Annotated in this window: 23 protein-coding genes, 1 pseudogene and 1 riboswitch; of the genes and pseudogenes, 5 read left to right on the plus strand and 19 right to left on the minus strand. The window is 60.8% G+C overall.

Annotation, left to right across the window (positions count from 1 at the left end; translation table 11 throughout):
• Positions 1–166: 166 nt before the first annotated feature.
• The 6 genes from SNL23_RS12095 to cobO are packed head-to-tail and all read right to left on the minus strand — an operon-like array spanning position 167 to position 6,148.
• Positions 167–1,618 (minus strand): cobyric acid synthase, encoded by a 1,452-nt coding sequence (locus SNL23_RS12095; protein ID WP_318302358.1) that lies wholly within the window; start codon positions 1,616–1,618, stop codon positions 167–169.
• Entirely contained in the window at positions 1,615–2,604 is a 990-nt protein-coding gene (gene cobD, locus SNL23_RS12100; RefSeq protein ID WP_167662677.1) for a threonine-phosphate decarboxylase CobD, read from the minus strand. The genes SNL23_RS12095 and cobD overlap by 4 nt, the downstream gene beginning before the upstream one ends.
• On the minus strand, positions 2,597–3,505 hold the full coding sequence (gene cbiB / locus SNL23_RS12105) for an adenosylcobinamide-phosphate synthase CbiB (protein WP_167662678.1): 909 nt from the start codon (positions 3,503–3,505) through the stop codon (positions 2,597–2,599). Before cbiB ends, cobD begins: the two co-directional genes overlap by 8 nt.
• Positions 3,502–4,152, minus strand: a complete 651-nt coding sequence (gene bluB, locus SNL23_RS12110; RefSeq protein WP_076014744.1) for a 5,6-dimethylbenzimidazole synthase — start codon at positions 4,150–4,152, stop codon at positions 3,502–3,504. The genes cbiB and bluB overlap by 4 nt, the downstream gene beginning before the upstream one ends.
• Complete coding sequence (locus SNL23_RS12115) at positions 4,149–5,540, minus strand: cobyrinate a,c-diamide synthase (protein ID WP_167662680.1); 1,392 nt, start codon at positions 5,538–5,540, stop codon at positions 4,149–4,151. The genes bluB and SNL23_RS12115 overlap by 4 nt, the downstream gene beginning before the upstream one ends.
• Entirely contained in the window at positions 5,537–6,148 is a 612-nt protein-coding gene (gene cobO / locus SNL23_RS12120) for a cob(I)yrinic acid a,c-diamide adenosyltransferase (protein WP_003210751.1), read from the minus strand. Before cobO ends, SNL23_RS12115 begins: the two co-directional genes overlap by 4 nt.
• 80 nt (positions 6,149–6,228) lie before the next feature.
• Positions 6,229–6,465: riboswitch (cobalamin riboswitch) on the minus strand.
• Between the two features lie 99 nt (positions 6,466–6,564).
• Between cobO and SNL23_RS12125 the strand changes: the two genes are divergently transcribed.
• A complete protein-coding gene (locus tag SNL23_RS12125) occupies positions 6,565–7,878 on the plus strand; it encodes a PQQ-dependent sugar dehydrogenase (protein ID WP_167662681.1) in 1,314 nt (437 codons plus the stop codon).
• 51 nt (positions 7,879–7,929) lie between these two features.
• Here the strand turns inward: SNL23_RS12125 and SNL23_RS12130 are convergent, their stop codons facing one another.
• The 5 genes from SNL23_RS12130 to SNL23_RS12150 all read right to left on the minus strand — a co-directional run bounded on the left by SNL23_RS12130 (position 7,930) and on the right by SNL23_RS12150 (position 12,549).
• Positions 7,930–8,472, minus strand: coding sequence for a C40 family peptidase (locus SNL23_RS12130; RefSeq protein WP_076014747.1), 543 nt, complete (start codon positions 8,470–8,472; stop codon positions 7,930–7,932).
• A gap of 144 nt (positions 8,473–8,616) precedes the next feature.
• On the minus strand, positions 8,617–9,246 hold the full coding sequence (locus SNL23_RS12135) for a C40 family peptidase (RefSeq protein ID WP_076014748.1): 630 nt from the start codon (positions 9,244–9,246) through the stop codon (positions 8,617–8,619).
• Between the two features lie 213 nt (positions 9,247–9,459).
• The gene (gene hda, locus SNL23_RS12140; RefSeq protein WP_076014749.1) at positions 9,460–10,164 is read right to left on the minus strand and encodes a DnaA regulatory inactivator Hda; all 705 of its coding nucleotides are present in this window, start codon (positions 10,162–10,164) and stop codon (positions 9,460–9,462) included.
• Between the two features lie 217 nt (positions 10,165–10,381).
• Entirely contained in the window at positions 10,382–11,455 is a 1,074-nt protein-coding gene (locus SNL23_RS12145; RefSeq protein WP_076014750.1) for an AI-2E family transporter, read from the minus strand.
• Positions 11,456–11,508: 53 nt separating this feature from the next.
• A complete protein-coding gene (locus SNL23_RS12150; protein WP_318302359.1) occupies positions 11,509–12,549 on the minus strand; it encodes a DUF2066 domain-containing protein in 1,041 nt (346 codons plus the stop codon).
• A 359-nt stretch (positions 12,550–12,908) separates the two neighbouring features.
• Here SNL23_RS12150 and purM point away from each other — a divergent pair, with 359 nt between their 5' ends.
• From purM to SNL23_RS12170, 4 genes are all read left to right on the plus strand, one after another.
• Positions 12,909–13,967, plus strand: a complete 1,059-nt coding sequence (purM, locus tag SNL23_RS12155) for a phosphoribosylformylglycinamidine cyclo-ligase (RefSeq protein WP_063032448.1) — start codon at positions 12,909–12,911, stop codon at positions 13,965–13,967.
• A complete protein-coding gene (purN, locus tag SNL23_RS12160; protein ID WP_017479128.1) occupies positions 13,967–14,617 on the plus strand; it encodes a phosphoribosylglycinamide formyltransferase in 651 nt (216 codons plus the stop codon). Before purM ends, purN begins: the two co-directional genes overlap by 1 nt.
• Positions 14,618–14,625: 8 nt before the next feature.
• Entirely contained in the window at positions 14,626–15,339 is a 714-nt protein-coding gene (locus SNL23_RS12165; RefSeq protein ID WP_003210742.1) for a DUF3108 domain-containing protein, read from the plus strand.
• Between the two features lie 253 nt (positions 15,340–15,592).
• The gene (locus tag SNL23_RS12170) at positions 15,593–15,781 is read left to right on the plus strand and encodes a hypothetical protein (protein WP_076014753.1); all 189 of its coding nucleotides are present in this window, start codon (positions 15,593–15,595) and stop codon (positions 15,779–15,781) included.
• A gap of 198 nt (positions 15,782–15,979) precedes the next feature.
• Here the strand turns inward: SNL23_RS12170 and SNL23_RS12175 are convergent, their stop codons facing one another.
• The 8 genes and pseudogenes from SNL23_RS12175 to SNL23_RS12210 all read right to left on the minus strand — a co-directional run bounded on the left by SNL23_RS12175 (position 15,980) and on the right by SNL23_RS12210 (position 24,192).
• Positions 15,980–16,525, minus strand: a complete 546-nt coding sequence (locus SNL23_RS12175) for a DUF2058 domain-containing protein (protein ID WP_076014754.1) — start codon at positions 16,523–16,525, stop codon at positions 15,980–15,982.
• A 25-nt stretch (positions 16,526–16,550) separates the two neighbouring features.
• A complete protein-coding gene (gene mazG / locus SNL23_RS12180) occupies positions 16,551–17,384 on the minus strand; it encodes a nucleoside triphosphate pyrophosphohydrolase (RefSeq protein WP_076014755.1) in 834 nt (277 codons plus the stop codon).
• A gap of 139 nt (positions 17,385–17,523) precedes the next feature.
• The gene (gene relA / locus SNL23_RS12185; RefSeq protein ID WP_076014756.1) at positions 17,524–19,767 is read right to left on the minus strand and encodes a GTP diphosphokinase; all 2,244 of its coding nucleotides are present in this window, start codon (positions 19,765–19,767) and stop codon (positions 17,524–17,526) included.
• Between the two features lie 135 nt (positions 19,768–19,902).
• Positions 19,903–21,255 (minus strand): 23S rRNA (uracil(1939)-C(5))-methyltransferase RlmD, encoded by a 1,353-nt coding sequence (gene rlmD, locus SNL23_RS12190; protein ID WP_076014757.1) that lies wholly within the window; start codon positions 21,253–21,255, stop codon positions 19,903–19,905.
• Positions 21,255–22,157, minus strand: a complete 903-nt coding sequence (gene cysM, locus SNL23_RS12195; RefSeq protein WP_076014758.1) for a cysteine synthase CysM — start codon at positions 22,155–22,157, stop codon at positions 21,255–21,257. Before cysM ends, rlmD begins: the two co-directional genes overlap by 1 nt.
• Before the next feature lie 152 nt (positions 22,158–22,309).
• Positions 22,310–22,609: pseudogene (locus SNL23_RS12200) on the minus strand (transposase); the annotation flags it as partial.
• A gap of 33 nt (positions 22,610–22,642) precedes the next feature.
• The gene (gene dinB / locus SNL23_RS12205; RefSeq protein WP_076014760.1) at positions 22,643–23,725 is read right to left on the minus strand and encodes a DNA polymerase IV; all 1,083 of its coding nucleotides are present in this window, start codon (positions 23,723–23,725) and stop codon (positions 22,643–22,645) included.
• Between the two features lie 23 nt (positions 23,726–23,748).
• Positions 23,749–24,192 (minus strand): hypothetical protein, encoded by a 444-nt coding sequence (locus tag SNL23_RS12210; protein WP_318302360.1) that lies wholly within the window; start codon positions 24,190–24,192, stop codon positions 23,749–23,751.
• Positions 24,193–24,274: the final 82 nt, after the last annotated feature.

Raw genomic sequence — 24,274 nt, forward strand, 5'->3', positions numbered from 1 at the left:
CGTGCCGGAGTGCGGGCATGCCGAGCCTAAGCGAGGCACCGAGTGGTGGGGCAAAGACCTTTTGGTTACTTTTGGGGCGTTTGCCAAAAGTGACCCGCTGTAAGAGCGGAACCCTAAGCGGCCGTTACCGCAGCAACGGATATGTACACGGTCCATTACAACCAACTCAAACCCCACACAACGAACGCAACAAACCCGTATCCAAATGCCGCTCTACCAAATCCGCCAACCGCTCAATATCCCGCTCCCGCAACCCGTGATAATCCACCGATTGCACATCCTCCAACCCAGCCCACCGCAACAACGCCCCACACGCCGCTGGGTTCTCAAACACCCCATGCAAATAGGTCCCAAGAACCTGCCCATCCTCACTCTGCGCCCCATCCCGACGCCCATCGTCCAACTGCACCGCAGCCCGCACCAAGCCAGCGCCACTGGTAACGCCCGCGTGGATCTCATACCCACTCACCTCGGCATCCTCCAGCAACAACCGCCCCCGCACATTACGCAGCTGCTTCTCCTGCGCAAGCGTCGTACTGAACGCCAACAACCCCAACCCCACACTCGACCCGCAAGGCCCTTCCAACCCAAGCGGGTCATGCACCTGCTCCCCGAGCATCTGCAACCCACCACAAATCCCCAACACCTTCCCGCCATAACGCAGATGCCGCGCCACCGCCGTGTCCCACCCATTGGCCCGCAAATACGCCAAATCACTGCGCACACTCTTCGAGCCCGGCAAAATAATCAGGTCCGCCGCAGGAATCGCCTGCCCCGGTCCCACAAACTGCAAATCCACCTGCGGATGCAACCGCAACGGATCAAAATCCGTGTGATTACTGATCCGCGGCAATACCGGCACCACCACCTTGAGCACCTGCGCCGCCTTGTCGATCTGGCGCTGGTCGATGCCGTCCTCAGCCTCCAGATGCAAATCCATCACATACGGCAACACCCCCACCACCGGCTTGCCGGTACGCGCTTCCAGCCAATCCAGCCCCGGCTGCAACAGCGCAATATCCCCGCGAAACCGGTTGATGATGAAGCCTTTGACCCGCGCCTGTTCGCTCGGCGACAACAATTCCAGCGTACCCACAAGGTGCGCAAACACCCCGCCACGATTGATGTCGGCAATCAACAGCACCGGGCAGTCCACCGCTTCGGCAAAGCCCATGTTGGCAATGTCGTTCGCCCGCAGATTGATCTCGGCCGGCGAACCCGCGCCCTCGACCATCACCACCGGATACGCCGCACTCAACCGCGCATGGGAGGCCAACACCGCCTGCATCGCGATGGCTTTGTAATCGTGATAAGCCACCGCATTCATGGTGGTCACGGCGCGCCCATGGATAATCACTTGGGAGCCCGTGTCGCTGTTGGGTTTGAGCAGCACCGGGTTCATGTCGGTGTGGGGCGCCAGGTTGGCGGCCTGGGCCTGCACCGCTTGGGCTCGGCCGATTTCGCCGCCTTCGGCAGTCACGGCGCTGTTGAGCGCCATGTTCTGCGGCTTGAAGGGCACCACCGGTATGCCCTGGCGCACCAGCCAGCGGCAAAGTGCGGTCACCAGCGTGCTTTTGCCCGCGTCGGATGTGGTGCCCTGCACCATCAAGGTACTCATGGGGCTTCCTTGTAGGCGCTTAGCGCCTGATCGAGCCGCAGCCAGTCGGCCTCGGTATCCGGCAGGCCGAAACGCAGACTGCTGTTGTCGACAAACAGGCGCAGCAGAATCCCGCGCTGGGCCAGGAATTCATGCAACTGCCCGGCGCGGTCGGTGATCATCCACTGGAACAACGCGCAGCCACCCTGAGGCCGCAGGCCATGGCGTTCAAGCAGGTCAAACAGACGCTGGCTGGCCGACTCGCAACGCAACCGCTGTTGCGCATGGCCGGCGGTATCACGCAGGCATGCTTGCCCAAGCACCCGCGTCGGCCCACTGACCGCCCACGGCCCCACCTGTTCGGCAAGCAGCTTGAGCAGCTTGCGCTCGGCCAGCACAAACCCTAGCCGCACGCCGGCCAGACCGAAGAATTTGCCAAAGGAGCGCAGCACAATCAGGCCAACCTGATGGGCTTGGCTCGCCAGGCTCAGTTGCGGGGTGATGTCCATAAACGCTTCGTCCACCACCAGCCAGCCGCCACGCTGGGCCAACCGTGCATGCCAGTCCAGCAGGCGTTGTGGCGTCAGGCTCAGGCCGGTGGGGTTGTTGGGGTTGACCACCACCAATACGTCGAGGCTGTCGAGGAAGAAGTCGACTTCCTGCTCCAACACTTCGCGCACGATATAGCCGGCGCGACGCCAGGCTTCAGCATGCTCGGCGTAGCACGGCGACAGCACCCCGACCTTGCCCGTCCGGCGCAGGCGCGGCAATAACTGGATCGCGGCCTGGGATCCGGCCACTGGCAGTACGTGGGTCGCGCCGTAATATTCGCAGGCGGCCTGTTCCAGGCCGTCATCGGTTTCAGGCAGGCGCGCCCAGGCCCGCAGCGGGATGTCCGGGATCGGGAACGGCCACGGCGCCAGGCCGCTGGACAGGTCGAGCCAATCGGCCTCCGGAATGCCGTATTGCAACGCCGCCTTGCGCAGGCGGCCACCGTGCTCAAGCATAAAATTCAGCCCCCACACACAGGATCAACAACCACAGCCACACGCCGCGTTGCACCAGTTGCCAGCCGCGCTCGATGGAATCCGCATCTGCCGGCGGGCCTTCGCCCAGTTGCGGGCGCTGGTGCAACTCGCCGTGATAAATCGCTGCACCACCCAGCTCCACGCCGAGGGCGCCGGCACCTGCCGCCATCACCGGGCCGGCGTTGGGGCTGTCCCAGGTCGGACCCTGAGTGCGCCAGCATTTGAGGGCCAGGCGGGTTTTGCCCAGCAGCGCGTAGGTCAACGCCACCAGGCGCGCCGGAATGTAGTTGAGCACGTCGTCGATCTTTGCCGCGGCCCAGCCGAAACGCTCAAAGCGTTCATTGCGATAGCCCCACATGGCATCCAGGGTGTTGCTCAACCGATAGAGCACTACACCGGGCACGCCAGCCACCACAAACCAGAACAGTGCAGCGAACACTGCATCGCTGCCGTTTTCCAGCACCGATTCGGTGGCCGCGCGGGCGACTTCCGTTTGGTCCAGTTCGCTGGTCTGGCGGCTCACCAGGTAGCTGACGCGTTGGCGTGCCTCGTCCAGGTCATCGCTGCGCAGCGCCTGCGCCACCGGCAGCACGTGTTCGCCGAGGCTGCGCATGCCCAGGGCGCAGTACAGCGCAAGGATTTCCAATACCCAGCCGATATACGGCGCCCACGAGAGGGCCGTGGCCAACAGGGTCAACGGCACCACCGCGATCACCCACGCGGTGACCCCATGACTGCGCCAGCCACGGCCGCCGGAGTTGAAACGCTGCTCGATGCGCCCGGCAAAATTGCCGAACGCCACCAGCGGATGCCAGCGCCTGGGCTCGCCCAGCAGCGCATCCAGCGCCACCGCAGCGACACTCAGCAAGGCCACACTCATTGACTCACTCCCCAAACATTCTCATACAACATGTCACTCAGTGGCCGTGGTTCGGTCCAGCCTTCGAGCTGCAACATCGGTGCCGGGTAGAACTCGGTCACCGGGCCCAGGCACAGCACGGCCAACGGCTTGGCGCCGGGCGGCAGGCCCAGCAGGTCGGCCAGGGCCTGGGGCTCGAACAGCGAGACCCAGCCCATGCCCAGCCCTTCGACCCGGGCTGCCAGCCATAGATTCTGGATCGCGCAGGACAACGAGGCCATGTCCATTTCCGGCAAGGTGCGGCGCCCGAAAATATACCGTTCGCGATCGTCCATCAACGCTGCCACCAGTACTTCGGCGCAGTCGTTGATGCCTTCGACCTTGAGCTTCATGAACTGGTCGGAGCGCTCGCCGAGGGCTTCGGCGGTGCGTACGCGTTCTTCTTCCACCAACTGCTGGATCCGCCCGCGCAGGTTGCGGTCGCTGATGCGGATAAAACGCCAGGGCTGCATCAAGCCGACGCTCGGCGCCTGGTGAGCGGCTTGCAGCAGGCGGTGGAGCAATTCAGGCGCGACGGTGCCGCCGCTGAAGTGGCGCATGTCGCGGCGTTCGGCGATGGCGCGGTAGACGGCTTCGCGGTCGGCCTGGGGAAAGGCGTTGTCAGTCATGGCCTCTTCGCGAGCAAGCCCGCTCCCACAGTAGATTGCGTTTCAACTCGGTCAACTGTGGGAGCGGGCTTGCCTGCGATGGCGGTCTCAAGGCTTGGCGCAAACAGGGCAGCCACCGCTGTCGGGTTGGACGGGAAGTAAAAGTGCACGTAGGAAGCCGTCATCCGGCCCTGACGATAAACCGCCTCGGCGCCGCGCCCGCCATTCGGGCTCAGGCCGCGGGCAATCGGCTGCCACTCGGTGCTGGTCAACGAATGATGGTAGGTGTGGCCGCGCAACAGGCCTTCGGGCAGTTCGACGTTTTGCAGGGCCAGTGCCGCCAGACGCTTTTGCATCACGGCATCACCCTGGAGCAGCCCGACCAGTTCGGCACGGGTGCCGTCGACATCGGTGAGCGAATCCAGCAGATAGAGCATGCCGCCGCATTCGGCCAGCAGCGGTTTGCCTGCAGCGTGATGGGCGCGAATGGCGTCCAGCATCGGGGTATTTTCCGACAGCGCCTGGTGATGCAGTTCCGGGTAACCGCCCGGCAGGTAGAGGCTGTCGGCTTCGGGCAGCGCGCGGTCGCGAATCGGCGAGAAGAAGCACAGTTCGGCGCCCATCGCCCGCAGCAGGTCGAGGCTGGCGCCGTAGGTAAAGGCGAAGGCTTCGTCGCGGGCCACGGCAATGCGCACGCCGGCCAGCAACGGTTGGGTCTCGATCACCTCGGGTGCGGCGAATTCCACCGGCGGTGGCAGCGCTACCTCGCAACTGCTGCCCAAGGCCTGGGCGGCGGCGTCGAGGCGCAGATCAAGGTCGTTCAGTTCGCTGGCCTGCACCAGGCCAAGGTGGCGGCTGGGCAATTCGATGCCGGTTTCCCGGGACAGCGCGCCGTACCAGCGCAGGCCTTCGGTAAGGCTGCCTTCGAGCAATTGCGCATGGCGCAGCGTACCAACACGGTTGGCCAGCACGCCGGCAAACGGCAGGTCCGGCTGGTAGCGCGCCAGGCCCAATGCCAGGGCGCCGAAGGTCTGGGCCATGGCCGTGCCGTCGATCACCGCCAGTACCGGCACGCCAAAGTGCCGCGCCAGGTCGGCGCTGGACGGCGTGCCGTCGAACAGGCCCATCACGCCTTCGATCAGGATCAGGTCGGCTTCCCCCGCCGCTTCCCACAGCAACCGGCGACTTTCCTGCTCGCCCACCATCCACATGTCCAATTGATAGACCGGCGCACCACTGGCGCGCTCGTGGATCATCGGGTCGAGAAAGTCCGGGCCGCATTTGAATACCCGCACCTTGCGCCCCAGGTTGCGGTGCAAACGGGCCAGCGCGGCGGTGACGGTGGTTTTGCCCTGGCCGGACGCCGGTGCGGCGATCAGGACAGCAGGACAGTGACGGGGCTGATTCAAAGTTCGATGCCTTTCTGCGCCTTGATACCGGCCTGGAAGGCGTGCTTGAGCATGCCCATTTCAGTCACGGTGTCGGCCATTTCGATCAATTCGGGTTTGGCGCCACGGCCGGTCACCAGCACGTGCTGCATGGGCGGGCGGGCCTGCAGGTCGCTGAGCACCTGGTCCAGGTCGAGGTAGCCGTGCTTGAGGGCGATGTTCAGCTCGTCCAGCACCACCAGGCCAATGGCCGGGTTCTGCAGCATTTCCCGGGAGACCGCCCAGGCGGCTTCGGCGGCCACGATGTCGCGCGCACGGTCCTGGGTTTCCCAGGTAAAACCTTCGCCCATCACGTGGAAGCGCACCTGCTCGGGGAAACGCCGGAAGAACAGTTCTTCACCGGTGCTGTTGCGGCCCTTGATGAACTGCACCACACCGCACTGCATGCCGTGGCCCATGGCCCGGGCCAGCATGCCGAAAGCGGAGCTGCTCTTGCCCTTGCCATTGCCGGTGAGCACCAGCAGCAACCCGCACTCGTTCGGTGAATTGGCAATGCGCTCATCAATCACGGCTTTTTTGCGCAGCATGCGCGCCAGGTGGCGTTCGTCACGATCGGGGGATTCAGTCATGGCAGCTCTCCGTTGGGGCTGGACAAAAACGGCGGGCAGGAAAAAGACACATACAGACAGCCAAGCATCGCCCACCGTGATGCTGTTGGATGGATCAGGCCGGTCTCCGGGCTCATGAGTGGCATTGGATGCCGAGGGTGCGCCTTCCCATATCGCGGGCGATACAGTGGCTTAAGGCACCGTCTTGACTCATTTACCGTTGCGGGGGCAGCGCCGGGATCGTGGCGGCACTGTAGAAAAATGCGCTCACTCACCGGCTTCCCTGTTTCACTCAGTCGACGCGTACGCCACAGAGCACCTGAAACAAGCCGCGAAGGTTAGTGGGTTGGGGGTGGAGCGTCAATTAAAGCCGGACATGCGCGTGAACCATCGGGCCGCTGTGCGCCTCTACCACTACAGGTATTAAGGAGAAAACCATGCACAAGACCCGACTTGCCCTACTGATCATGGTCGCCGGCACCCTCGCCGCCTGTGGTGAAAGCTCTACCCTTCAGGTGTCCGACGGCACCGGGCCCTCGCCCAAACTACCCGAGCCGAATAAAACCCTGATCCCCACGGTGAATATCGCCACGGCCATCGGCTGGCCCGAAGGCGCCAAGCCGACTCCCGCGGCGGGTACTCAGGTGGCAGCGTTTGCCGAAGGCCTGGATCACCCGCGCTGGCTGTACGTGCTGCCCAATGGCGACGTGCTGGTGGCGGAAACCAACGCGCCGCCCAAGCCGGATGATGCCAAGGGCATTCGTGGCTGGGTGATGGAGAAAGTCATGGGGCGTGCCGGGGCCGGCGTGCCGAGCCCGAACCGCATCACCCTGTTGCGGGACGCCGACCACGACGGTGTGGCCGAAACCCGTACGGTGTTCCTGGAGAACCTGAACTCGCCGTTCGGCATGACGCTGGTGGGCAACGACCTGTATGTCGCCGATTCGGACAAATTGCTGCGCTTCCCTTATCAGCCAGGGGAAACCTCGATCAAGGACGCCGGCACCACCGTCACCGACTTGCCGGGCGGCAGCATTAACCATCACTGGACCAAGAACGTGATCGCCAGCAAAGACGGCAGCAAGCTGTACGTCAGCGTGGGCTCCAACAGCAACGTCGGGGAAAACGGCCTGGAAGCCGAACAAGGCCGGGCCGCGATCTGGGAAGTGGACCGCGCCACCGGCCAGCACCGCATCTTCGCCTCCGGCCTGCGCAACCCCAACGGCATGGCCTGGGAGCCGCAAAGCGGCGCGCTATGGACGGCGGTCAACGAGCGCGATGAAATCGGCAGCGACCTGGTGCCGGACTACATCACCTCGGTCAAGGATGGCGCCTTCTACGGCTGGCCATTCAGTTACTACGGGCAGCACGTGGATGTGCGGGTCACACCGCAGAACCTGGACCTGGTAGCCAAAGCGATTGCACCGGATTATGCGGTAGGCCCACACACAGCCTCGCTCGGGCTGACCTTTGCCGACGGCAGCAAGTTACCCGCTCAATTCAGCAATGGCGCGTTTATCGGCCAACATGGTTCGTGGAACCGCAAGCCTCACAGTGGCTACAAAGTGATCTTTGTGCCGTTTGAGGCCGGCAAGCCCAAAGGCCAGCCGGTGGATGTGCTGACCGGGTTCCTCAACAGCGATGAGAAAGCCATGGGCCGTCCGGTCGGCGTGGTGATCGACAAGCAAGGGGATTTGTTGGTGGCGGACGATGTGGGGAACAAAGTGTGGCGAGTGTCGGCGGCTAAATAGCCGACCCTGAAAAGCACTGTGGGAGCCTTAGGCTCCCACAGTTGTTTTTGCTTACGGGTTTCGTGCCAGGCGATCGGCCGGCAACACGCGCTTGGCGCTCAGGTAGGCATTCTGCCAATAGGCCTTGGACAGCGTGTCCAGCTTCACCGTACCGCCGGTTTGCGGCGCATGCACAAAGCGCCCTTCACCCACGTAGATCCCGGCGTGGCTGACCTGCGAGCCGCCACCGGTGGCGAAGAAGATCAGGTCGCCGGTTTGCAGGTTGTTTTCGCTCACGTCCTGGGCGCGCATCACGATCAGCTCGCGGGTGGTACGCGGCAGGGAGATGCCCGCGGCATCACGGTAGACGAAACCGATCAAGCCGCTGCAATCAAACCCCGAGTCCGGCGTGTTGCCGCCCCAACGATAAGGCGTGCCGACCAGGCCCAGCGCACGAAAGAGCACATCTTCGGCCGCAGGCGAGAAATTTTGGGTAGCGTAGGTATTGAACACCGGCTTGGGCTTGACGGCCACGGGAGCAGGCGGAGGACGACTTGCGCAGGCGCTGAGCAGCGCGGCGCAAACGAGAAGAATTAGGCGGGCCGAGGTCGACATGGGCAGAACAATCCTGATCTGGATGCGGCTTTCGCTGCCGAACGTTGAAAAACAGAACGCGCAAGCAAAGCTCGCGCGATCGATTTACAACAATGTCCAGGGATTCTAGCGCTTACACGTCAAACTTCAAGTATCACTTTAACTTTACTTGCTGGCGGTAACGGTAGTCGGAGCCATCGCCAGGGCGCGCTTGGCTTCGATGAAGGTTTTGCTCCAGTAACTGTCACCCAGGTTGTCGACTCGTACACCACCGCTGCGGCGGCTGCTGGAGTGGATAAACTGGTTGTCGCCCAGGTAGATACCGGCGTGGCTGACACGACCACGGCCGGCCGTACTAAAGAAAAGCAGATCACCGGGCTTGAGGTTGTTCCGCGCGACCAACGGTGCATCCACGTTGATCATTTCGCGGGTGGAGCGCGGCAGATTCATGCCGGCTTCCTCACGGAACAGGTAGCCGATGAAACCGCTGCAGTCGAAACCGGCTTCAGAGGTACCGCCGAAACGGTAACGGGTACCGATCAGGGACATGCCACGTTCGAGAATGCTGTCGGCCAGAACTGGAAGCTGGTAAGGCTTGCTGCCGGCGAAGTCGGCGAGTTCTTTTTCGGTTGCGATCTCTTCTTCGTAAACAGTAGAAGATTGGGATGCAACGAATTTTGCCTGGGACTGTTGTGCTGGTTTTTGCTGCTCAGCCACGTTTTGAGTGTGGGTGGCGCAACCAAACAACAGGGTAACGAGTGCGAGAGGCACGAGGGGTGCGAAGCGATTTAGCATGGGCACGACCGTGGCTGATGTGTAAAGAAGCCGAGACTATGCCCTCTATCACATCGATTTGCAAATTCAATCGTGATCTATGTGACTTCTTGTTTGGACTATGACATCTAAGCCCTTAACACCCTATTCGACCCATTTGCGTGGCCAAAACGGCCAAAACGCGGGTTTTCTGACGCCTGGAATTTGCCGGAAGCCCCGATTTTAAAGGGCTGGCTACCAGCCCAGGGTTTCTTTAAGGAAGGGAATCGTCAGCTTGCGCTGGGCCTGCAAGGAGGCCTGATCGAGCTGTTCGAGCAAGTCGAATAGTGCGCTCATGCTACGGGTGCCGCGAGTGAGGATAAAATGCCCGACCTCGTCGGTCAGGTGCAGCCCGCGGCGGGACGCACGCAGTTGCAGGGCACGCAATTTGTCTTCGTCGGACAACGGGCGCATCTGGAAGATCAGTGCCAGGGTCAGCCGCGACTTCAAGTCGGCCAGCTTCACCGGCAACTCACGTGGCGAGGTGGACGCGGCAATCAACAAACGCCGGCCGCTGTCACGCAAGCGGTTGAACAGATGGAACAGCGCCTCTTCCCAATCCGCCCGCCCCGCTACCGCGTGCAAGTCGTCCAGACAAACCAGTTCGTATTGCTCAAGGTTGTCGAGGATCTCGATACCACGGTCCAGTAGCTCCGCCAGCGGCAAGTAAACTGCTGGCTCCCCCATCTGCTCGAAGCGCAGGCAAGCGGCCTGTAACAAGTGGGTACGCCCCACGCCATGCTTGCCCCAGAGGTAGATCAGGCTTTCGGTCCACCCGGCGTCGGCTTCGCAGAGCCGCTCGACATAGCCGAGTGCAGCGGCATTGGCGCCTGGGTAGTAATTGATAAAGGTAGCGTCGTCACGCAGACGCACACCTAGGGGCAGCTGAATCGGTTTCATGCTGACTGAACGGCTCCAATCGAACCGTTAGTGACCTCTGTGTAAAGTTTGCAAAGTTTATACCCGTGACGCCGGGCGCACAATGCAGCAGACCACAAGCAAAATCAAAGGTTTGCGTTAACTTGTTGGATTTGGTGGAGATTGTTTGACGCAATGGCGAAACGCCAGAGCCGATAAACGACAAACCCGGCCTTGAGCCGGGTTTGTGATACTGCGGTTATAACTCCGGATCCTCGACCCCGGCGTACATGTCCGAGTCCTTGTACAGGTCGTGCACATGGCGCACCAGCACCATGATCACCGCCGCCACCGGCAGCGCCAGGAGGATGCCGGTGAAGCCGAACAGCTCGCCGCCCGCCAGGATCGCGAAGATCACTGCCACTGGGTGCAGACCGATCCGGTCACCCACCAGCAACGGCGTCAGCACCATGCCTTCCAGGGCCTGGCCGACCATAAACACCGCGACAATCCCGAGCATCGGGTACAGGTCGCCGTGAAACTGGAACAGCCCGGCCACCAGCGCCGCGCCAATACCGATCACAAAGCCCATGTACGGCACGATGGCCGCCAGGCCGGCGATCAGGCCGATCAACAACCCCAGCTCCAGGCCGATAGCCATCAGCCCCGCCGCATAGATGATCCCCAGAGCCAGCATCACCAGCAACTGGCCACGGACGAAGGCGCCGAGCACCTCATGGCATTCCCCGGCCAGGGAGACGATGCGCTCCTCGCGGTCGCGCGGCAGCAGGCCGCGGATTTTGGCCATCATGATGTCCCAGTCCCGCAACAGGTAGAACGCCACTACCGGAATCAGTACCAGGTTGGTCAGCCAACCAATCAGCGCCAGGCTCGAAGCCGTCGCCTGGCTCAACACCACGCCGACGATATCGGTAGTCTGGCCCATGTGCTCGCTGATGGCAGCCTTGACCTTGTCGAACTTCCAGAACCCGTCTGCCAGCCCCAGCTTGGCCTGCGCCCACGGCATGGCCGTGTGTTGCAGCCAGTCGAGCATCTGTGGCGCCAGCTCATAGAGCTTGAACAATTGCTTGGCCAGCATCGGCACCAGCACCAGCACCAACGCCGTGATGATCAAGGTGAACAACGCAAACACCGCCACCACGCCCCAGGTACGTGACAGGCCGATCTTTTCCAGGCGATCCACCACGGGATCGAACAGGTAGGCCAACAGTAACGCGACCAGGAACGGCGTCAGGATCGAATGCAGCAGGAACACAAAAACGCACAGCAGGACAATCCCGCCAAGCCACACCCAACGACGCGTATCCGCCATAAACCCTTCCCTCTGTTATTTGCTTCCTGCTTCTATATAAGAAGGAAGAACGCTTACCAATGAAAACGTAACTGCGGCGTCGGCTCGACCGGCGCCGGTTGCGAGCCTTCCACCACCGGCTGCGGAGCCGGCACTTCACCCGCCGGGATTTCCTGCAACTTGGCCAAGCTCAACTGGGTGCGCAACTGCTCGGGGCTGCCATTCACACGATAGACGATGCGGCTGCCATCCACCCGCACCGGCTGGGCACCAAACGGCTCAAGCAGATGACCCAAGGCGGCGTAATGCTCCAGGTTCATGCCCTGCACTTCGAGCAACTGATCGCTGGTGGCCGCGCCGGCCTTGACCGCAAAGCGCGGTGCCAGGCGTTCGCTGACAGCCAGCAGCACGGCGTCGGCCAGCGCGGCGGTGTCAGTACCGGTGGCGGTGCCCTGCTCACTTTTATCGCCCAACCACAGCCGCCACTTGGCCGACCATTGGCCGCCGTCTTCGCGGGCATGCACCGCCAGCAAGGCGTCGGCGCCGTAACGTTCGGACGCGGCACGCAGAGGCGTGGCGTCGGGGCTTTCAAGATTCGGGGCAGTGGCGACGATTTGTTCGTCCAGGTCACCCAGCGGCAGGCGCAAAGGCAAACCACGGTGCTGGGCCGCGCGACGCAGCGGTTGGGCGACGGCCTGGCCATCACCCACCAGGCTGCTGCCTTCGACGGAGTCGTTCAGCCACCAACCGAGGATCGACGGCCGGTTGCTGCCCCACAGCGCCAAGCCCGCCCCACGCAAGGCGCGGTCGGTACTGACGGGATCGAAATCCACTTGCAGGCTTTCCGGCGGGCCGGCGTCGTAGCCGTATTGGCTGATGATCTGTTGCGGGTCTTTGCGAATCGCCGCCAGGCCCGGGCCATCGGCGGCCTTGGCGTCGCCGGTCAGGCGGATCACCAGGGTTTGCAGGGCACGCTGGGTCGCCTGGTCACGCTCCTGGGGAGATTGGCTGCTGACTGGCTCCAGCACTTGATAGAGGCCATTGAGGGTTTCGGCATGACTCGCCAGGCTGACAAACGACAAGCAGCCCACAAAAAAATATTTACTCAGACCCATGAAAGAAGATTCCCGAACGACAAATAAGCGGTTGGAACAGACCGCGTGAACACTGTTGAGCAAGGCTGTGACCACAGCGACCGGCAAAACATTCACAGGGCCTCGGTAAGTTTTTGTACTGTCATAACGATAGCGAGTTAAAGGCTATACCTTAATACGGCCCGTGACCGACTCGATTAGCGATTTTTTTAACAGCTATTGCCCCTGCCCGTCGGCCCGAGGATGGCCGCTGCCCCTCAAGCCTGATAAAATCGCGCGCCTTCGCAGACCGTCAATGGCAGGCCATGCTGAAACGTCAGGTTTCGGTATTCCCGCCGCATTCGGTCGTTACCCCTGAATCCCCCCTAAAGGCCTGGATCATGAGCAAGCAACCCTCCCTGAGCTACAAGGACGCCGGTGTAGACATCGACGCCGGTGAAGCATTGGTCGAACGCATCAAGAGCGTCGCCAAGCGCACTGCGCGCCCCGAAGTCATGGGCGGCCTGGGCGGTTTTGGCGCCCTCTGCGAGATCCCGGCCGGCTACAAGCAGCCTGTATTGGTCTCCGGCACCGACGGTGTGGGCACCAAGCTGCGCCTGGCACTGAACCTGAACAAGCACGACAGCATCGGCATCGACCTGGTTGCCATGTGCGTGAACGACCTGGTGGTGTGTGGCGCCGAGCCGCTGTTCTTCCTTGACTACTACGCCACCGGCAAGCTCAACGTCGAGACCGCGACCCAAGTGGTTACCGGCATTGGCGCTGGCTGCGAACTGTCCGGCTGCTCCCTGGTCGGTGGTGAAACCGCTGAAATGCCAGGCATGTACGAAGGCGAAGACTACGACCTGGCCGGTTTCTGCGTCGGCGTTGTAGAAAAATCCGAAATCATCGACGGCTCCAAAGTCGCTGCCGGTGACGCCCTGCTGGCCCTGCCATCGTCCGGCCCGCACTCCAACGGCTACTCGCTGATCCGCAAGATCATCGAAGTTTCCGGTGCCGACATCGAAACCATCCAGCTCGACGGCAAGCCTTTGACCGACCTGCTGATGGCACCGACCCGCATCTACGTGAAGCCGTTGCTCAAGCTGATCAAGGACACCGGCGCCGTCAAGGCCATGGCCCACATCACCGGTGGCGGCCTGCTGGACAACATCCCGCGCGTACTGCCTAAAGGCGCCCAGGCGATTGTCGACGTGGCCAGCTGGCAGCGCCCGGCAGTCTTCGACTGGCTGCAAGAGAAAGGCAACGTCAACGAAACCGAGATGCACCGCGTGCTGAACTGCGGCGTGGGCATGGTCATCTGCGTGGCTCAAGAGCACGTTGAAACCGCGCTGAACGTACTGCGTGAAGCCGGCGAGCAGCCTTGGGTCATCGGCCAGATCGCAACCGCTCCTGAAGGCGCGGCTCAGGTTGAACTGAAGAACCTTAAGGCGCACTGATGCCTGCAACCTGTGATGTCGTGGTGCTGCTCTCCGGCACCGGCAGTAACTTGCAGGCCCTGATCGACAGCACGCGCACCGGCGACAGCCCGGTGCGCATCGCTGCGGTGATCTCCAACCGCAGCGACGCCTACGGCCTGCAACGCGCCAGGGACGCGGGCATCGACACCCGCTCCCTGGATCACAAGGCTTTCGAAGGCCGCGAGGCCTTCGACAGCGCCTTGATCGAACTGATCGACGCCTTCAACCCCAAACTCGTGGTACTGGCCGGTTTCATGCGCATTCTCAGCGCTGACTTCGTGCGCCACTACAACGGGCGCCTGCTGAATATCCACCCGTCCCTGCTGCCCAAATACAAAGGGTTACACACCCACCAGCGTGCCCTTGAGGCCGGCGACACCGAGCACGGCTGCAGCGTGCACTTTGTTACCGAGGAACTCGATGGCGGGCCTCTGGTCGTACAGGCAGTAGTTCCGGTAGAGTCTGCGGACTCTGCGCAGACGCTTGCGCAACGGGTTCACACCCAGGAACACAGGATTTACCCGCTGGCTGTTCGCTGGTTCGCTGAGGGGCGGTTGATTCTTGGCGACCACGGTGCATTATTGGACGGTCAGTTACTTGCGGCCAGCGGCCACTTGATTCGAACCTAGGAGACTTTATGCGTCGCGCCCTGCTCTTCGCCTTTGCGCTGTTCGCCTTGCCTGCCGTGCAAGCGGCAGACCTTCACCCTTTCTCCGCCAGCTACACCGCCGACTGGAAACAGTTGCCCATGAGTGGTTCGGCAGAACGCAGCCTGACCAAGAATGACAACGGCAGCTGGACCTTGAATTTCAAGGCTTCCATGATGATCGCCAGCCTGACTGAAACCAGCGTGATTCGCTTCGACAAAGACGCCCTGCAGCCGGTGAGCTACACCTTTGAACGCGGCGGCCTGGGCAAGACGAAGAAGATCAACCTCGACTTCGATCAGACGGCCAAGAAAGTCACCGGCTTTGAAAACAAGGACCCGGTCAACGTGGCCCTTCAAAGCGGCATGCTCGACAAGTCGACCTACCAGTTGGCACTGCAGCGCGATGTGGCAGCCGGCAAGAAAAGCATGAGCTACAACGTCGTCGAAGGTACTGATGTCGATACCTACGACTTCCGCGTGATTGGCCCGGAAAAGGTCCAGACCAAAGCCGGCTCCATCGATGCGATCAAGGTCGAGCGCGTGCGTGACCCGACTCAAAGCAAGCGCATTACCCAAATGTGGTTTGCCAAGGACTGGGGCGGCATCCTGGTTGCCCTGCGTCAGGTTGAGACCGACGGCAAGGAATACAACATCATGCTGCAAGACGGCACCGTTGACGGCAAGGCTGTCAAAGGCAGCTGATCCTCTGCGCAATAAAAGAGCCTCGCGTATGCGGGGCTTTTTTTCGCCTGTCACCTGACGCCAACATGAAACTTTTGTCATATAACTCAGCGCCCTGCGACGCAATGTCGCGGTTTGCGTGGGCTCGGGCGATTACTTCAATTTCTGTAAAGGTGTGTTGCAATTCCTGGTTATTTACTTAGCAAGCTAACAAATCATATAACAAAGGCCTGCGACGCCTTGCCGCAGATCAACCAGAGATTGGAGCAAGCAGATGACTGTAAAAGTAACTGAACGCGACGATGAACATATGTCCCACGAAGCAGTAGCCCACGGGATTCACATCTGGGATGTACACCAGCAAGACCTGCTGGTCGGCATGTTTCACGACGAGAGCGAAGCTCATAATTATAAAAACGAGCTCGAGACCCTTGAGATGAAACGGCAGGCGCAAAGCTCCTGAAACTCTGAAATCCTGTAGATAGCCAGCCCCACGCAGCTGGAGTATCTAAAAACACAAACCCCGCCTTTTGAGCGGGGTTTGTGTTTTTTGGGGTTTGGGATTTTAGGGTTTTGGATCTTGGGGGGCGCTTCGCGCCCCAGCGGGAGCAAGCTCCCTCGCCACAGCAAGCTCACTCACCACAATGTCGTTTCTATAGCCTTACCACATCAGGTCATCAGGGATCTGGTAGGCGGCGTACGGATCATCCTCATCCGGCACCTGGCTTTCGGTCAGGACGTTCATCTGGACGATACGCTCTGGCGCCCGCTCCTGGATCTTCAGCGCGGCTTCGCGCGGGATTACCTCGTAACCGCCACCGTGATGCACGATCGCCAGGGAGCCGTTGCTCAGCTTGTTGCGCATCAGCGTGTTGACCGACAGGCGCTTGACCTTCTTGTCGTCCACGAAGTTGTAGTAGTCCTCGGTGGTCAGCTTGGGCAGGCGCGAGGTTTCGATCAGTTGCTTGACCTGTGCAACACGGGCCTTGGCCTCGGCTTTTTCCTGGTGCTGACGGTTCAGCTCCTGGTCGCGCTTGACCTTCTCGGCATGCGCCTCAATGGCCAGGCGCGCCTGGCTATCGTCCGCCGTGACCTGGCCTTTATGCACCAGGCGCTGCTGTTTCTGTTTCTCTTTGCCGACCTGCTTGGCCTGCTTTTGGTTGACCAGGCCTGCTTTGAGCAACTGGTCGCGAAGGGAAATGCTCATGGTGCTTACTCACTTGGGCAACGGCTCAGCCGCAGCTGGACAGATTCTTTTCCTGGCGTTTGGCTTCGCCCCACAGGGCGTCCAACTCTTCGAGGGTGCAATCTTCTATGGATTGGCGTGTGTCGCGCAATGCCTGTTCGATAAATCGGAAACGTCGTTCGAATTTAGCGTTGGCTAAACGCAAGGCCGCTTCCGGGTCGACCTGGAGGTGACGAGCCAGGTTGACCGCTGCAAACAGCAGGTCACCCACCTCATCCGCGATGGCAACCGGGTCGTTATCGGCCATGGCTTCGAGCACTTCATCCAGCTCTTCGCGCACGTTATCCACTACTGGCAACGCGGCTGGCCAGTCAAAACCCACCTGCCCGGCGCGCTTTTGCAATTTGGCGGCGCGGGACAGCGCCGGCAAGGCCGTGGGTACGTCATCCAGCAGGGATAATTGCTGTGGCGCGTCGGACTTTTCCGCACGCTCCTCGGCCTTGATCTCTTCCCAGCGCTGCTTGACCTGTTCCTCGCTCATCTGCGGGATGTCCAGCGGCGCATACAGGTCGCCGGTGGGGAATACATGCGGATGGCGACGAATCAACTTGCGGGTAATGCTGTCGATCACCCCGGCAAATTCGAAGCGCCCTTCTTCCCGCGCGAGCTGGCTGTAATACACCACCTGGAACAACAGGTCGCCCAGCTCTCCTTGCAGGTGATCAAAATCCCCGCGCTCGATGGCGTCGGCGACTTCGTAGGCTTCTTCCAGGGTATGGGGCACGATGGTGGCGTAGGTTTGCTTGATGTCCCACGGGCAACCGTATTGCGGGTCGCGCAGGCGGTTCATCAGGTGCAGCAGGTCTTCAAGTGAATACATCAGTCAGTCTCTTTATCACCCCCTGTAGGAGCGAGCTTGCTCGCGAAAAACTCAGCAACGACGCGTTTATCCAGAAAGCACGCGTTATCGTTGACCTCCTTCGCGAGCAAGCTCGCTCCTACAGTAAAGCGCTCCCGATTTAGGGTGTCCGGTTGCGCCGGGTCTCAATGATGTTCGGCAACTGGGAAATACGCCCCAGCAACCGACCCAACGCGTCCAGCCCCGGAATCTCGATAGTCAGGGACATCAACGCAGTGTTGTCCTCTTTGTTCGAGCGGGTGTTGACCGCCAGCACGTTGATCCGCTCGTTGAGCAGCACCTGCGACACGTCGCGTAGCAGGCCGGAACGGTCGTAGGCGCGAATGACGATGTCCACCGGATAGGTCAACACCGGCACCGGGCCCCAACTGACCTGGATGATCCGCTCCGGCTCGCGCCCGCCCAGTTGCAACACCGAGGCACAGTCCTGGCGGTGAATACTCACCCCACGGCCTTGAGTGATGTAACCGACGATAGCGTCGCCCGGCAACGGCTGGCAGCAGCCTGCCATTTGCGTCATCAGGTTGCCGACACCCTGGATCTGGATATCGCCACGCTTGCCTGGCTTGTAGCCGGTGGCTTTACGCGGAATAAGCTCAAGCTGCTCGCTGCCACGCTCCGGCTCAACCAGTTGCTGGGCCAGATTCACCAACTGCGCCAAGCGCAAATCGCCGGCACCCAAGGCAGCGAACATGTCTTCGGCGATCTTCATGTTGGCCTTGTCGGCCAGCTTGTCGAAGTCCACCTGCGGCAGGCCCAGGCGTGCCAATTCGCGCTCAAGCAAGGTTTTGCCGGCGGCGACGTTCTGGTCGCGCGCCTGCAATTTGAACCAGTGGACGATCTTCGCCCGCGCCCGGGAGGTGGTGATGTAGCCCAGGTTCGGGTTCAGCCAGTCGCGGCTCGGCGTACCGTGCTTGCTGGTGATGATCTCGACCTGCTCACCGGTCTGCAGGCTGTAGTTGAGCGGCACGATGCGCCCGTTGATCTTGGCGCCACGGCAGTTGTGGCCGATCTCGGTGTGCACACGGTAGGCAAAATCCAGCGGCGTGGAGCCCTTGGGCAGGTCGATCGCATGGCCGTCGGGGGTGAAGATGTAGACCCGGTCGGGTTCGATGTCCACCCGCAACTGGTCGGCCAAACCACCGATGTCGCCCAGCTCTTCGTGCCATTCCAGCACCTGGCGCAACCAGGAGATTTTCTCTTCGTACTGGTTGGACCCGGCCTTGACGTCGGTGCCCTTGTAGCGCCAGTGCGCGCATACACCCAGCTCCGCTTCTTCGTGCATCGCATGGGTGCGAATCTGCACTTCCAGCACCTTGCCCTCGGGGCCGATCACTGCCGTATGCAACGAGCGGTAACCGTTTTCCTTGGGGTTGGCGATGTAGTCGTCGAATTCCTTGGGGATGTGCCGCCACAGCGTGTGCACGATACCCAACGCGGTGTAGCAGTCGCGCATTTCCGGCACCAGCACGCGCACGGCACGCACGTCGTAGATCTGGCTGAAGGCCAGGCCCTTGCGCTGCATTTTGCGCCAGATGGAATAGATGTGTTTGGCGCGGCCGCTGATGTCGGCTTCAACGCCGGTGGCCTGCAATTCCGTGCGCAGTTGGCTCATCACGTCGGCGATGAAGCGCTCACGGTCCAGCCGCCGCTCATGGAGCAGCGTGGCAATCTGTTTGTATTGATCGGGTTCGAGATAACGGAAGGACAAGTCCTCCAGTTCCCACTTGATATGGCCGATGCCCAGGCGGTGGGCCAGGGGCGCGTAGATGTCGAACACCTCGCGGGCGACGCGGTTGCGCTTTTCGTCGTCGGCGGTTTTCACCGCCCGAATCGCGCAGGTGCGTTCGGCCAGCTTGATCAGGGCGACGCGCACGTCGTCGACCATCGCCACCAGCATCTTGCGCAGGTTTTCCACCTGGCCCTGGGTGCCCAGCACCATAGACTGGCGCGGGCTGAGGCTGGCACTGATCGCCGCCATGCGCAGCACGCCGTCGATCAGCTTGGCCACCACCGTGCCGAAGCGCTGGCTGACGGTGGGCAGTTGAATATGCCCTTCGCGCACGCCGCGATACAGCACCGCCGCGATCAGCGAATCCTGATCGAGCTTGAGATCGGCGAGGATCTCGGCGATTTCCAACCCTGTGCGAAAGCTTGAAGTGCCTTCGGCCCACAGGTTCTTGGCCGCATTGTCTTGCTGCTCAGACTCACGAGCGAACTCGCAGGCTGCTTTCAAGGCTTCACGGTCCAGTGCCGGGTCGACACTGATGGCATGATCCAGCCATGCCTCGAGATTGATACTGCCGTCGGTGTTGATCGGCTGGTGTGCTCTCACCTGTACCATCTTGCTTACCTTCCCTACGACGCACCTTTTAGTGCGTCAAAATCATCGCTGACCTGCTTTACAAAAAAGCTTGTGCACGCTCCCTGGCAGGTCACAGGCCCAGGAGATGCAGGCCAGTCGGATTAAACGGGCATCCTAGCCCGCTTCAAATAACGCCATGGCCTCGACATGGGCCGTCTGGGGAAACATGTCGAGGATCCCGGCACGTTTTAGCCGGTAGCCTTGCTTGACCAACTCGACCGTGTCCCGCGCCAGCGTTGCCGGATTGCAGGACACATACACCAGGCGATCAGCCCCCAGAGTGGCGAGCTTGCGCACAGCCTCCAGGGCACCATCGCGGGGTGGGTCCAAGAGTACCGCAGAAAAGCCCTGTTTGGCCCATTCCGCGTCGGTCAAAGGCTGGGACAAATCGGCCTGAAAAAACTGCACATTATGCAAATTATTACTGGCGGCATTTTGTGCCGCCCGGTCCACCATGGCCTGCACGCCTTCCACCGCCACCACTTCCCGCACTTGGCGGGCCAGCGGCAAGGCGAAGTTGCCCAAGCCACAAAACAAATCCAGTACCCGCTCGTCGGGCTTCGGCGCCAGCCATTCCAGGGCCTGGGCGACCATCGCCTCGTTGACCCCGGCGTTGACCTGCACAAAGTCTCCCGGGCGGTACGCCAACTGCAAATCCCACTGCTCCAACCGGTAGCCCAACGCCTGGTCTGGCTCGAAAGGCTGCGGCTGGCCCTCGCCATGCAGCCACAGCTGGGCTTCATGGAAGTTACAAAATTCCTGCAGGATCGTCAGGTCCGCTTCGGACAAGGGCGCCATGTGTCGCAACAACACGGCGATCGACGATCCGCTGAACAACTCCACGTGCCCCAACGCCTGAGGTTTGCTCAAGCGTCGCAGCATGTTTGGCAAACGCTGCATGATCGGCTGCAAGGCCTGTACCAGCACCGGGCAATCGTCGATGGCGACGATGTCCTGGCTGGCCACGGCACGGAAACCCACCTCGAGTTTCTTCGCCTTGGCATCCCAGCGCACGGCCACACGGGCGCGGCGGCGATAGCCGAATTCCGGCCCGCTCAAAGGCGCGGCCCACTCCTGGGGTTCGACACCGGCCACACGGGATAATTGCTCGGCGAGCATGCGCTGTTTCAGGGCAAGTTGTTCGTCATGGGGCAAGTGTTGCAGGCTGCAACCGCCACAGCGGCCGGCGTGGACACAGGGTGCCGGACGGCGCAGTTCGCTGGCGGTAAATACGCGCTCGGTGCGGGCCTCGACCACTTTGCCGTGGGCGCCCAACACCCGCGCCTCAACCTCTTCGCCAGCCAGGGCACCCACCACAAACCAGGTGCGGCCTTCAAAGAACACGATGCCACGGCCGTCATTGGCCAGGCGCTCGATGGTCAGGCGCTGCTTCTTGCCTACGGGAATCTGCGGGGCGCGGCTGCCGCCCGTCGGTTGGAAGCGCAGGCCTCTCTCGTGCTTGGCCATCAGTTGGGCGCGTCGAAAATGCCGGTCGACAGGTAACGGTCGCCACGGTCACAGATGATCGCGACGATCACCGCATTTTCCAACTCCTGGGACAAGCGCAACATCCCGGCCACGGCGCCACCGGACGACACGCCGCAGAAGATGCCCTCTTCACGGGCCAACCGGCGGGTGGTGTCTTCGGCTTCACGCTGGGCCATGTCGATGATGCGATCAACCCGAGCGGCGTTGTAGATCTTCGGCAAATACTCTTCGGGCCAACGACGGATCCCCGGGATCGCCGAGCCTTCCATCGGTTGCAGGCCGACGATCTGGATCTTGGGGTTCTGCTCCTTGAGGTAGCGCGAGTTGCCCATGATGGTGCCGGTGGTGCCCATCGAGCTCACGAAGTGAGTGATGGTGCCCTGGGTCTGACGCCAGATTTCCGGGCCGGTGGTGGTGTAGTGCGCCTCGGGGTTGTCGCCGTTGGCGAACTGGTCCAGCACCAGGCCACGGCCTTCGGCGGCCATACGCTCGGCGAGGTCGCGGGCGCCTTCCATGCCTTCTTCCTGGGTGACCAGGATCAACTCGGCGCCATAGGCGGTCATCGCTGCCTTACGCTCGGCGCTGCCGTTGTCGGGCATGATCAGGACCATCTTGTAGCCCTTGATCGCCGCAGCCATGGCCAAGGCAATCCCGGTATTACCGGAGGTGGCTTCAATCAGGGTGTCGCCGGGCTTGATCTGCCCACGCAACTCGGCGCGGGTGATCATCGACAACGCCGGGCGGTCCTTGACCGAACCGGCCGGGTTGTTCCCTTCGAGCTTGAGCAACAAGGTATTGCTGGTGTTGCCCGGCAGGCGCTGCAAGCGGACCAGCGGGGTGTTGCCGACGCAATCGGCGATGGTGGGGTACTGCAAGGTCATGGCGTATTCGCAATCCAGACTGCGGGGGCGACCATCATACCGGGAAAGGCTGGCGGGCCATATCACGCAAAGTGTAGTGCATATATCCAACAGCTATAAAGTGCGCACAATCATGCACAGTCATTTATCAATCTTCCCCCAAACAGGATGGGGTCGAGTATCCAGCTTTCCATATCGATCACCCCATCCTCATTCACCCGGGTTCGCAATCGGTCCAATATATCTTCCAGGGTCCCGTCGTTTCGCCAATCACGATAACGTTGATACACCGTCGACCATGCTCCGAAACGCTCCGGCAGATCGCGCCAAGCTGCACCGGAACACATAATCCAGAGTATGCCGTTGAGCATCAGGCGATCGTCATGGCGTGGTCTACCTGTTTTTTGTGTCGCCGACATCAGATCCATGATCAAACTCCATGCTGAATTGGGGAGCTCATAGCGCCTAACCATTTGAGATTCCTTTCAATCAGGTACGTCACTTGTCTACCAGGAAAACGCTAGCTGGTTGTCGTCCTGATCCTTTTTTTGGACTTTAACAGAGAGCCCGATCAACCGAACGGACCTGCCGTTGCGGCGGGTATTCCAGAGCACTCGACAAAGCGAGGTGACAGTGGGTTGGCAAAGGGAGTTAGCGGGTGCTTCTGTGGATGAGATGGAGAAATCGGAGAACTTGAGTTTCACTAAATTTTTGGTTATCAGGTAATCACTACCCAGCTCTGCAATACGGTCCCTTAAGCCTTCAGACAATCGATCCAGTTCTTTCAGGCAGTAAGAAAGCGTATCGCAATCGAGGGGGAGCGTTCTCTCAATGCCGACGGACTTGATATCGCAACCGCGCTCGTCACGCTCTTCGATACCTTGGCATCGCTCCCAGACATAAAACCCATGCACGCCGAGATAGCGCATCAGCGCGGGAATTTTTTCCTCTGTAATATCCTTGCATTGTCCACATCCCAGATTTTCCAGTACCGCGTAAGTCTTGGGACCGACGCCTGGTATTTTACGAACATCCAACTCCTCGAGAAATGCACGTACCTGACTTGGTGTAATAACGAACATTCCATCAGGTTTTTTCATTTCCGAAGCAATCTTGGCCAAGTATTTCAAAGGAGCAACGCCTGCAGATGCCGTCAGACCAAGTTCCTGCCGCACGGTGGCGCGAATGTGCGCGGCTATGAGAGTGGCCGACCCGTTGAAGCACGTCTGCCCCGTCACGTCGAGAGCAGCCTCGTCCAGTGACAGAAACTCCACTTTGTCGGTATATCGCCTGAAAATCTCGTCAAGCTTTCGTGTAACTGCCTCATACGCCCCGAAACGCACTGGAAGTAATACTAAATCGGGACACAAACGATGCGCCGTTGCGGTAGCCATGCCACTTTTCACACCAAACTTTCTGGCGATGTAGTTCGCCGTACTGATGACTCCGCGCTCAGCAGCTGTACCGCCCACTGCGACTGGGCGTATGCCCAAATGGGGCGAGTCGAGAAGCTCAACGGAGACAAAAAAAGAGTCCATATCTATATATATGAACTTTCGCTCGCTTATACCCGCTGTAGTAGCAGCCATTTACTGTCCTGGAGCCCTTGGCATCAGACCCCCTCCAGTACATGGACCTGCAGGGCCACGGTACCGTCGGCGTGCAGACCGTAGTAGACGCCTTGAATATGGGGCGCAAACTCCGGGTAGGCACTAACCAGAGCTTGCACAGCCGTGAGGTAACCAATCAATGCCGTGTTCCAGCACTCTCCGGGCGCAATGCACATGATGCCTGGTGGATACGGGATCACACCCTCAGCGGCCACGCAGCCGATAACATCTGCAATAGCTGCCAGCCTGAACTGTCCGCGTACAAAAGCTTGATTTGCCGCATACGGAGTCAACACTGCCTGCGCCGAGACTACAGAGTCTGAATATGTCCGATTGGAGCTGTTCGATGTGGTAGCGCTGGAACACGTTGTTGATGACACAGCAGAGTTCACGCAACGAAACATTTGCATAACGATCCCCGGCATTTGCAAGCGACGGTAAGACATCGGTCACTAATACACCGTCCAACAGCAATCGCTCCAACCGCTCCAATGCGCGCGCCACTAGAGTGAGCTGAGTAGCATCGGA

It is taken from the genome of Pseudomonas sp. SED1, from assembly GCF_034044025.1.
Lineage (GTDB): Bacteria > Pseudomonadota > Gammaproteobacteria > Pseudomonadales > Pseudomonadaceae > Aquipseudomonas.